Source organism: Mesorhizobium sp. WSM4844, assembly GCF_055811775.1.
Genome location: NZ_JBVVQB010000134.1, coordinates 1 through 1,998, shown reverse-complemented (window position 1 = coordinate 1,998; position 1,998 = coordinate 1). Strand labels below are relative to the sequence as shown.

Genomic DNA, 1,998 nt, shown 5'->3' with positions numbered 1-1,998 from the left:
CAAACACGGGTTGGGGCTGACCGAGCGCTGTCGCCTGCAAGGCTGCCGGGATCCGTGCCGCGGCTTCTGCGTATTCGGCGAGCGCTGCCGGTGACATGCCGAGCGCACGCTCGAAGGTATGATCCGCCGTGTTCAGCCGACGAAGGAGCGCCGCGGCGCGTCCGGCATGACGCATCGCCGCCGCCTGCTTGCCCTCGCGGATCTTCACGCCGGCCGCCGATAACAGGATCAATCCCTTGAAGAGCGTCCGAAGCGGAGCGCCTCGGTCTGCAACTTGCCACAGCCCTTCCCACGCCTCATGGGCTTCCCAGTAATAGCCGTGGTTGAAGAGGTCGAGACCCCAAAGGAATATGTCTGAGTCCAGCGACGCCTCTGCCGCCAACGGCATGGCTTCGCTATTGTAGCTATGTCCTGCGGGATCACGCACGGGATGCGGTTGCCTGCCCGGCAGATACGCATAGGATGGAAAGCTCTTTTCCGGCAGCCAGCGCCGGCGCAACATCGAACCAATAGTCATCAAAGGCGTATAGCACACCCGTGGCCCTGAACAGATGCTCAGTTCCGTGCATAGCCGCCGCATCAGGAATGTCTTGGCAAATAGTTGTCAGCCAGTCAGATCTCACGAAGCCGCGAGGTTGCGTCGGCGGTCATCGGGGAGTTCATGCGGGCCCTCACTTCGCAGGCGGTCATATTGTGGCTCGGCAGTTAAACGGGGCCTTTCAATTTGTGTTCATCCGCCGTTAGAGAATGACGGCACCCGGGGGTATGTTCTCCTCAGATCAGGCCAGGAAGGAAGATAGATGCCTGAGCAGGCTTCGCCGGACTTCGCGGTGATGCGCAGCCGAACTGCTTACGGAGGATGCAGATCACGCATCTTCTTCCTCTTGAATCGTCATCGCCCTGACAGCACATTTCTGCAATGGTCGGCGGGCGTCGATGCGGCCCGGTTTGTGCAAATTGGCTATGGAGCAGGTGGAGGGGAACGAATGAACGCTGAGGCTTTTAGCAGCCCCATTTTCGTGAAGCGAACCAGCTATATCGTGCAAGAGATTGCCAGTCTTGCGGACGCTATCGATTTTCTCAATGAGTGGCCCGAGGATCGCAGAGACCTGACCTACGAGACCGCCCTGAGGGCATGTTGTGATGCATATGCTGGGCACATACCGGTAGACGCTGCCAGCAATGCCTTTGTCGGCTTTGCAAAGCGAGTTGCGATATTGGAAGACCCAACCTCCGCCATGCAGTGGATCGCTGCGTGCAAGGCGGGCAGCGGAAAGGTGCAGGCGTAGGCTTCCACAAACCGTGCGACGCTGGCGCAAGGCGACATTGTCGAGATTGAGCTAGCCAATCCCGCGCCACCCGACATGAACCAGACAGCGCTCATGACGATCTCTTGGACGCCAGCGACCAAGTTTAGCTGCGAGGGTGAAGCCGAATCTTTCGGCTAAGGAAATAAATGCGAGCGAGGCTGTCGCCGCTGGGTGTAGAGGGGGAGTGATGACCGGCTCGAGCAGATTTGAAAGGCCAGTCGTTGTTCAAGTTAGCCGTCACAGTTCGGAGCGTGTCGTGTTCGATGTCAATGACGCGTCCAACATCCTGCTGCGGCATCTCCATCGTCAGACCGCGAAGCGCAAGGCAGCAATGGACGCCTGTCTGCAGGTGTTGCGAGGTGAGGCTCATCCACCAGTCGCTCGGCGTGCTTTTGTGGCAGCCGCGCTCGAAGCAAAGATTCTGCGCAGCGATTGAGGTCTTGGACGCGCGCTCATGAATTTCGTTCATCTCGGCATCGCTGCAAGTTTGCCGCGTCCACACGGAGGGAACTCGAAGATCTGCCGCCGTTGAGCCTGGGCTGGGTGGCAGAATATTGAAGCTGTCCCGAAGCACGGCCGCGGCGGGACATTTGCGGAGAGATCAGGGATTGTCATTTAGGACTATGATTGCTGTCTGCTTTGGCTAACCTGTCGAAGGAATATCCCACTGAAATAATGATGGAGTACC

Annotated in this window: 3 protein-coding genes; 2 read left to right on the top strand and 1 reads right to left on the bottom strand. The window is 58.5% G+C overall.

From position 1 onward, the window contains the following. On the bottom strand, positions 1 to 580 hold a 580-nt coding region (locus AC0L2A_RS36060), incomplete at its 3' end, for a DUF309 domain-containing protein (RefSeq protein WP_473612937.1). A gap of 406 nt (positions 581 to 986) precedes the next feature. Here AC0L2A_RS36060 and AC0L2A_RS36055 point away from each other — a divergent pair. Next, entirely contained in the window at positions 987 to 1,289 is a 303-nt protein-coding gene (locus AC0L2A_RS36055; protein WP_473612939.1) for a DUF982 domain-containing protein, read from the top strand. A gap of 208 nt (positions 1,290 to 1,497) precedes the next feature. Next, positions 1,498 to 1,746 carry a DUF982 domain-containing protein gene (locus AC0L2A_RS36050; protein WP_125007211.1) on the top strand — a complete coding sequence of 83 codons (249 nt, stop codon included), beginning with the start codon at positions 1,498 to 1,500 and terminating at the stop codon, positions 1,744 to 1,746. Positions 1,747 to 1,998: the final 252 nt, after the last annotated feature.

What these genes read in the sequence shown, in the direction of transcription:
- AC0L2A_RS36055 (WP_473612939.1), top strand. Translation starts at nt 987, where the DNA reads ATGAACGCTGAGGCTTTTAGCAGCCCCATTTTCGTGAAGCGAACCAGC.
- AC0L2A_RS36050 (WP_125007211.1), top strand. Translation starts at nt 1,498, where the DNA reads ATGACCGGCTCGAGCAGATTTGAAAGGCCAGTCGTTGTTCAAGTTAGC.